General features: G+C 58.4%; 6 protein-coding genes. 3 read left to right on the plus strand and 3 right to left on the minus strand.

Annotation, left to right across the window (positions count from 1 at the left end):
* Positions 1 to 210 precede the first annotated feature (210 nt).
* On the minus strand, positions 211 to 792 hold the full coding sequence (locus tag AC6RA4_RS05950; protein WP_500158363.1) for a DUF433 domain-containing protein: 582 nt from the start codon (positions 790 to 792) through the stop codon (positions 211 to 213).
* 476 nt (positions 793 to 1,268) lie between these two features.
* Between AC6RA4_RS05950 and AC6RA4_RS05955 the strand changes: the two genes are divergently transcribed.
* Together AC6RA4_RS05955 and AC6RA4_RS05960 are read left to right on the plus strand one after the other, a co-directional pair.
* A complete protein-coding gene (locus AC6RA4_RS05955) occupies positions 1,269 to 1,460 on the plus strand; it encodes a hypothetical protein (RefSeq protein WP_500158365.1) in 192 nt (63 codons plus the stop codon).
* Between the two features lie 18 nt (positions 1,461 to 1,478).
* Positions 1,479 to 1,781, plus strand: a complete 303-nt coding sequence (locus AC6RA4_RS05960) for a tyrosine-type recombinase/integrase (RefSeq protein WP_500158367.1) — start codon at positions 1,479 to 1,481, stop codon at positions 1,779 to 1,781.
* A 550-nt stretch (positions 1,782 to 2,331) separates the two neighbouring features.
* Here the strand turns inward: AC6RA4_RS05960 and AC6RA4_RS05965 are convergent.
* Together AC6RA4_RS05965 and AC6RA4_RS05970 are read right to left on the minus strand one after the other, a co-directional pair.
* Positions 2,332 to 2,655, minus strand: coding sequence for a BrxR family helix-turn-helix transcriptional regulator (locus AC6RA4_RS05965; RefSeq protein ID WP_500158369.1), 324 nt, complete (start codon positions 2,653 to 2,655; stop codon positions 2,332 to 2,334).
* A 762-nt stretch (positions 2,656 to 3,417) separates the two neighbouring features.
* Positions 3,418 to 6,195 (minus strand): DUF4214 domain-containing protein, encoded by a 2,778-nt coding sequence (locus AC6RA4_RS05970; protein ID WP_500158371.1) that lies wholly within the window; start codon positions 6,193 to 6,195, stop codon positions 3,418 to 3,420.
* Between the two features lie 394 nt (positions 6,196 to 6,589).
* Between AC6RA4_RS05970 and AC6RA4_RS05975 the strand changes: the two genes are divergently transcribed.
* On the plus strand, positions 6,590 to 8,444 hold a 1,855-nt coding region (locus AC6RA4_RS05975), incomplete at its 3' end, for a DUF4214 domain-containing protein (protein ID WP_500158373.1).

Below are 8,444 nucleotides of genomic sequence, written 5' to 3' on the forward strand. Positions count from 1 at the left end.
AGGATGTAGACGGCAAGGTGCGTATTACTCGTTCCGGCACCGCCCGTGATGACGCCATTGCTCCGCGGATCAATCACGTGCACCCAGGTCGGGCACCAGCTTTTCTTTCACACGGCATATTCTCGGATGTGAACACGGCGGCCTCCGAGCGATCCTGGGTGAAATGCACTCATCGAGAAACAGACGCATATTGGAGGAACTGTCCGCGACTTACTGGCGCCACGGTTTTCCTTGCGATGGTCTGCCCCGGCGGGGGTGCGTCTTTGCGTATGTCACGGCCGCCTCGAATGCCTCGCGTGGGATCTCAGGGTAGTCCGCGATAAGATCGTCGATTGTGTCCCCGGTCTCGACTTTCCCGAGAACCGAGCGACAGGTGATGCGGGTTCCCTTGATAATGGGTTCACCGCCAAGAACATCGTCTCGGGATACCAGATGTTCAGCCTTTGCCGACACATAGCGGCAAGCTCTGGCCCATTCGTCAGCCGCCAGCGTATCGACTGAAAGTCTCAGCCCTGGCATCGGTTCGAACGCCCCCAGCTCATCTCCGAACCCCTTGATACAACTGAACAGACGCCTCTTTGTCTTGATGTCCATCCGGATCCCTTGAACGCGCTTCATGACAGATGCGTAGGCAACAATCTGCAACGGCACATGGGCCGCTCGCACCGGGCGGAGCGTCCCCTTCAGAAGCTTCTTGGTGACGATGCCTTCCTCGGCAGCTTTTTCGATGCTGCGCAGAGAGACCCCGGACAGCTCCGCGGCTTCATTGACAGTCAAGTTGGATGCGGGCATTGGAAAACTGTCCCCTATTGGGGATACATTTATGGCGCAAGGTCCGTGATGTCAATCTTCCGGGGCCTCCCGCGACCCAGGTGGGACACCTCCGCGGGAACAAGCGTGATCTCAAGCGTAGCGTGGGGAGAGGCTCGCGCTGGCACGAGCGATGCTTGGGACGCGGGCAAGCAATGGCTGCGCATCGCCAGGTGGTCTTCTCGCCGAACCACCGGCTCGGCGAATTTCAATTGAATTTCGCGATGGAACGCCGGACCCTCCGAGCGAGTGTTTCAACTAAGGGCGGCTGATGACCGATGACGATCGCAACCCTCCGGTCCATCCGGCCCCAGGTGAGCCCCGAGCGCCACCAGATTCCAATATGAGGATCGACTCGAGCGCCGTGCCGATACGGAGAGCAGGGCTATTGCGGTTCGAACACGCTTCAAGCTGGTACGGGACCAGCGACACCCCACATCTATGAGATGCGGGACGCCTTGGCAGACAAGCCGACCGATGCGAACCGGAAGATCGACACCCTCGTGGCGCTGCTAAACTACGCCATCCAGATCGGCTGGATTGACCGAAACCCGGCCCACGGCGTCGAGCGCCTGAAAGCGACAGGACGGAAGCGGAAACCGTGGCCGGTCGATCTGATCGACGCATTCCGGGCCGAAGCCGATGGCTGAACGCTGCTCATCTTCGAGATGCTGCTCGGCACCGGGCAGCGCGTCAATGACGTGCTGTCTCTTCGCTGGTCAGACCTGGATGGTGACGGCTTCCCCCTTACGCAAGGCAAGACCAAGACCGAGCTCTACATCCCCCTGACAGACCGCCTGCGCTCCGTGCTGGCATCTCAGAAACGGCGCGGCATGTTCATGATCTGCCACCCTAACGGCACTAGGATAAGCTATCAGCTTGCCCACAAGGACGTCATGGCGGTGCGAGAGAAGATCGGCGCGGATGAGTACGACATGACGCGCTGCGCTATGCAGCAGCCTCCGAGATAGCCTCGATCCCGGGCATGACCCGCGATTCCATCCAAGCAATCACTGGCCACGCTGATGCAGCCATGATCCGCCGCTATGCCGGCGCGGCCGTCCAGAAGATCCGGGCGACGGAGGCGCAGAAAGCCCGGACGGACAGAGCGAATACTAAACGAGAACGTTGAAACGGCTTTGAAACGCAGAACACGCACCCAATGTTTTCAACATCTTATCAGTCAATACAGATGCTTGAGGATAGTCTGGAAAACACCAATGAAATCAAATGAACTGCGCTGAACGTTTCAACAGACAGAGCGAAAACGGATCATGAATCTTGAAACGCACGTCGAGCTAGGAAGACAGCTCAGCAACCCCTCTTCGGCGCCCCAGCCGACCCCAACCGAACCTCACCTCTTCCCGGCGCCCCACCCGCCCGCAGCGCATGACTCTCTTGATGAAAGAGCGGCGAGTTGCTATCGTTTTTCATGAATCCTATCTCCTAAAGGTGGATTCAAAAAGGCGTCGGAAGTGTCCAAGGTTCCGGCGCCTTTACTTCTGCGTGACGACCGACTTTTCAGACACCCTCCTTCGCTGCCTTACTTACCAATTTCTGGGCCTGATCGACAGCCTTGCGCACCTTGAAGTCGTAGGCGCTGTAAGGCCCGGCGCGATAGTACGCCTTCGCTTGGGTGTCATATCGGATCTTGTCTGGAAACCGGCGCTTGTACTCTTTCAAGTCGGCTGCCGCCCCCGAACCTGAGAGCCAAAAGGCCTCTACGAGGTCCGCTCGATTCACGGGGCCTCCCACCGAGAGCCGATAGTCTATCCAGATTAAGCGCATCTCGCGGGCGAAAACCACCGACTTCGCTCCTGTTTCAATCTCATTTTTCGACGACATCTGGGCCGCGGCTCTCCACGTCGGAAACCTGTTGCCATATACGCGGCTTTGGCAAGTATATTGGATCTATTCAAGTGGATGCTTTGCCGTGTTTGTATTTGTATGCCGCATTACCCCTGTCCTCTTGGCCAACGCGCTGCTGCTCGGAGCACCGCAATGGGCCTCAGCCGGCGCTCCGGTGCGGGTAGTCGGCAACGACGGCGGCGGGCAACTACGCCAGCGGCTGGTTGAGGTCAGTGCGCTACGAACGCGCGGTGTCCGGGTCGAAATCCGAGGGAACTACTGCCTCTCGTCCTGTACGCTCTACCTTGGCGCGGGCGATGTCTGCGTGAGCCCTAGTACGGAGTTCGGTTTTCACGGGCCGGTCTACCTTTACGAGCCGATCCGCTACGACCGCTTCGACTACTGGTCGCGACGCATGGCTGCGCATTATCCGCCGCAGCTACGTACCTGGTACCTGACCAGCGCACGCTTCGTGACTCATGGCTATGTTACCCGCAGCGGCACGATCTCATCCGCATGGGCGTGCAGCGGTGCTCTAGCTAATCGGTCAACACTCGCACGCCCACCAAGCGCGAGAGCTGCACCTAGACGAGCAGCAGGAATGAAGCGCCCCGGCCGACCACCCGAACTTGCCCTCCTCCGGAAGCCTTACCCGCCCGCATCTCGAGCATCTATGCCGGGAAAGCCAGGCGTCCGTCATTGGAGTTGGTCTGTGAAGGGACCTATCTCCCCCTGAAGCATCACCTTCGGGGACTACGTTCACCAATACTGCAACACAAAATTATCCACGCTGATGTCGGAAATTTGGGTATCCAATAGGCGCAGGCTGACGATGTCGTAAGACTCCTCGCCCCAAGTCTCCTGCAAATCCAACGTCACGTCGCTTCCGTCCTGCTGCAGCATCGACAGAAGGTCCGTCTCTGTCAGCCTGTCGTCGCCGACCCAGACATTTGGCAGCACAATCGTGTCCCAAGGCTCTAGATCGGCGATATCGACATCACCAGTCTCGATTTCAAAACGATCAGCATAAGCGCCACCATGCAGCAGCGCGCGTCCCTCTTCGGTGCCGTCACTATAGGCTGAATCTGGACGGGCCCTTACATGCAGCACATCGTCAGCACCGAGATCGCGCATGTAATCATTGAGCCCCGCCTGCGTCGCTTTGACGAATTCGGCACTCTGGGCAAAGCCGCGTAGCACCTCGGTGCGATCCATCTCGCCGCTCTCAAGCCGCTGCACCCAGCTGGCGAGACCGGCCTCGTCGGGAGTGCGGTCCAGCACGTTGTTGTAGAGCAGCGTGACGAAACCCCTGTCGTCCAGATCACCATAGACGTTCTGAAATTCCTGCGAATTGACGAAGCCCGCGGCCACCGAGAGATACTCGCTACCCTCCGCAAGCCGCGCACTCCAATTCTTGAAACCGTTGACATCCGGATCGCGCCCGAGCGTAGCGAGATAGAGCCGGTAGACATCGTCGGTCCAGTTCGCCTCCATGCGTTCCGCGGCAAAATTCGTCACCGCTGCACCGGTGTTCGTGATGAACTCGGTACTTTCGGAAAAGCCCAGCACCACCTGCTCGCGACTCATGCCACCAGCCAACCGAGCGCTCCAGTTGGCCAAGCCAGCCGCATCGGGATCGCGATCCAACACATTGTTGTAGAGCAGCGTAACGAAGCTCTCGTCCGACAGCGCGCCATAAACGGCGCGGAACTCTGGACTGGCGACGAAACCAGTGACAACATCACGCAGCTCAAAGAGCCCAAGGTCAAGCCGCCACGTCCAGTTCTCGAAGCCGGTGGCGTCAGGTGCGCGACCGAGCGTCGCCTGATAGAGACGGAACACCCGCGCCGCATTTTCGCTGGCAGTGAAGTCGAGCCCATCTCCGTAGAGAGTATCGAAACCGTTCTGTCCGTCCAGAGTGTCATACCCGGGACCGCCGACAAGCGTGTCGGCGCCATAGCCGCCCCAAAGACTGTCGTCTCCTGCCTCTCCGAAAAAGATGTTCGCGCCTTGGGTTGGATCAGCCCAGTCCCAGGTTTCTGTGGCCTCGATCGTGTCGTTGCCCATACCCCCATAGGCAAGATCCATGCCATCGCCAGCGATCAGAGAGTCATCCCCCGCACCACCGTAAAGCGTATCGTTGTCGCGCCAGCCGTTGAGGGTGTCATCGCCAGCCTCGCCGTAGAGCAGATCGTCGCCGTTCCAGCTGTGCAGCAGGTCGCTGCCTGCGCCGCCATGAAGGATCGCATCGGCCCATGCGCCGGAATGCATCGTATCGTCGCCTGCGGTGCCTGTCTCGACGGGTGTGTTGTAGTGATAGATCGTAACAATCCCCAACTCGAGCGCGATTACCTCGGCCACACCGTCGCCATCGAGATCTTTCGCAAGCAAAGATGTGGCATCAGGGTCATGGCCCCACGCGCCCTCGGTGACTTCACCGAAGACAGTGGTGGTCGGTTCGTTGCCAAGGCTGAAGCGGCTGCCGGTGTTCCATAGTACCCGGTCATTATTGGGGTACTGGACCGACAGGGTCATATCGAGATCGCCGTCACCGTCGAGATCGGCGAGATTCACATTACTGGCCCATGCGCTGGCGGGAAGATCGGAGATCGCGCTGTTGATCCACGCGGCGCTGGCATTGGCAAAATTTCCGGCGGCGGTCTGCAGCAAAACATCGATGCGGATGCCCTGATAGAAACCGTTCTGCCCGGTCGACAATACGATCAGATCTTCGCGGCCATCACCGTTTACGTCGCCAAGCCCAAAATCCAACGTTGTCTGAGCCGCCTCGGTCGGCAGGACGGTGGTTTTCCAGCCGTTGCCGGTCCAGCGAGCAATGCGGTCGGGCGTACCCTCGTCTCCGCCGAGAAAGAGCTCATCCCTGCCATCTCCGTCGAGATCCGCCGAATGGCTGCGAGTGTATAGGTTTGAGTCTGGCACGAGCGGAAAGCTGTTCATCTCAGCCGACGTGCCGTCGAGCGTGGCGAAATAGGCGGGATCGACGATCAGGTTGCCGAAGAAGAAGTCGGTACGGCCATCACCGTCGAAATCTCCGGCCGCCATGGAGTGGGTAAATTGAGTGTCGGTTTCGAAATCTCCGGCGAGATCGACCAGCCCGCCCCGTCCATCCGAAACCGCTATGATGTTGGTGCCGCCCCGAGATGGATCGGGATCATAGCCCTGATTGGCCACGACGAGATCGTCATAGCCATCGCCGTTGATGTCCTTGACAATCATCTGCCGGCCATTCTCTATCTTGGGAATGCCATTGGGATCATTGGCAAATATTTCCGCAGTGATGTCGACCAGCGAACCTTCGGCCTCGAAGATCCAGCTGATGTTTTCGCTTGGGACGACGTCCCGGAATTCCAGTATGACAAGTTCCTGCGGGATCTCGCCGAGGCCATTGCGGTCGAACTGTGTGAAGGTCAGTTCCCAGTTTCCGTCGCCGTCAAAATCAGTGATTTCGAAGGTCGAAGGCGAGACGTTCGACGCCAAATCAAAAGAATAGTATCTCGCCGTGTTTTCGTAACTCATGAGACCATCGACCTTTCATGCTTGAAGATCAGAGTTAAACTTCACGGCGCGCTGGTTTCCATACGCATAGAGCAGCATGAATGTTTGGAAGTTGCCCTTGCGCCACGTTTTCACGAGAAGATCGTATGCCAGTCGTTTCGGCCATCTGACACCGTCGTCTCGTCATCCGCCGGACCAAGGAGCAGTGTCAGGTCGCATTCCGCAGCCAAAATCATTTGGGGCAGCCAAGAGGAAGTCCGTGAAGAAGCGTCAGTTCTGCAACACCACTGCCCTCAGCTAGAGACCAAGGAGCCGTGACGGAGAACAGCACAAAGCTTCTATGTTACGTGTTTGTAGAGATAAAACTTCATCCTAGCGACGCTGGTTCTCCTAAGACTTAAGGGCAACAATCCACATGAAGAGTACATTTTTCACCGGCTACCTCGACATAACCGGCGGCTTCGAAGACCCCGTTGCCCTTTGGGCCTTCGATCCAGGCAGCCTCAGCTTCGAGCGTGTCTCAGAAAGCCGAATAGACTCTCGCTCATTCGGATACATTGGTGAGGATCTCTATTTCATCCGCTCGTACTACCTGAGTGACGACCTCAGAGACAGTGGCTCGACTCTCACCCGCCTTGACGCAGAGACTGGAGCCGAGACGGATCTCTTCCCGGCAACGATCTCAGGACAGGCGCTGTACATGCCGCTCTACCTAGAGGATCGGGTCATCCTCTATAGGTATCAGCCCGATGAAGGCACATTCGCGGACCCGATCCAAGAGACCGGCACCTGGGTAAGTGACGGCACGGTCGACGGCACCTACCAACTGCCACTATATCAATACAAAGACAGACCTCTGTCATTCGCAGGCGATCGTGCCATGCCGTTTCTGGATGGCGCGATCTTCGACGGCACCTCCGGTTACATCTTTGGAACCCGCGCCGTATGGTACACGGATGGGACGCTTGAGGGGTCGGCTCCGTTGAGCGGCGATATCACCATCGAGTCCACGGGTCAGATTTATCGAGACTGGCAGTCACAACCCTTCGTTCAACTGGATACTGCGTCAGGACCATTGGCTCTTTTCCAAGCGGAAACAGAGGAATACGGAAAGGAGCCCTGGGTGACTGACGGGACACCAGAGGGAACCCGCGTCATAGATATCGCGCCGGGTTCCGACTCTGGTCTTGCTTATGGACCGTTTGCTCCGTTCGGCGATCAAGCCGTGTTTATCGGCGGCACACGTGACACCGGCTACGAATTGTACATCACGGATGGCACCCCGGAAGGCACGCGGCTTCTCTATGAAGACATTCCCGGACCGGCCGCACGGACTGGCAACGATACGAATTTCAGCGACTCCCGCGTCTTCGGAGATACCCTCGTCTTCTCTTGGGGGGGCGAGTTCTGGCGAACCGACGGTACGACCGATGGTACGCGTAGATTCTACTCTGACAGCGACTTCGATGCACTCGGCGCCAGCTTCCCTGAAATTGGCATCTCAAAAGGTCTGAGCGACCTCGAAGTCGGTAAAGGGCTGGCTCCCGGCGGCTTTTCGGCCGCGCTAGAGGTCGGAGATCTCGTTTTTTTCACAGATAGAATAGGCTTCCCGTTCGATCACAGCGTCCACGTGTTTGTCACAGATGGAACCGTGGACGGAACTCTTAGGCTGACTCCAGGCAGCTACTACGAAGGGAGCGACGCACAGACCACGATCCTGTCCGCTTACGGAGATCATGTCCTGTTCATGCTGTCGAACGGCGACGATGATCGCTTCTATGCGACCAACGGGACGGTAGAAGGCACCTTCGAACTCGAGATGGATCTGCCGGAAGGTGTCACCTTCAGCGCCACGGACAGGATCGCCGGGAATCTTCTGTTCTGGGAGGCTGAGAGCTTCCTCGTTTTCGACGATGCGCCCGTATCACCAGGAAATGACGGCATTCGGATGACATCCAGCGGAACGCTGGAAGCCGGCGCTGGCGACGACCGAATCGAGGGCTCAGCCCAAGATGACACCATCATTGGCGGGAGTGGCCACGACAGTATTCATGGTAACGCCGGCGACGACCTGCTGATCGGCGGCGACGTTGCGGATGTCTCGACCGAGACCGGGGCCAAGATCTTCCGGGTGTACCAGGCCACGCTCGCGCGCTTCCCGGACAGCACCGGCTACGGCAACTGGAGCGACCGGCTCGAAAGCGGCGAGCGGACCCTGCTCGAGGTGATCGAGGGCTTCGTGGGCAGCCCGGAATTCCAGGCCACCTACG

The organism is Salipiger sp. (assembly GCF_059781815.1).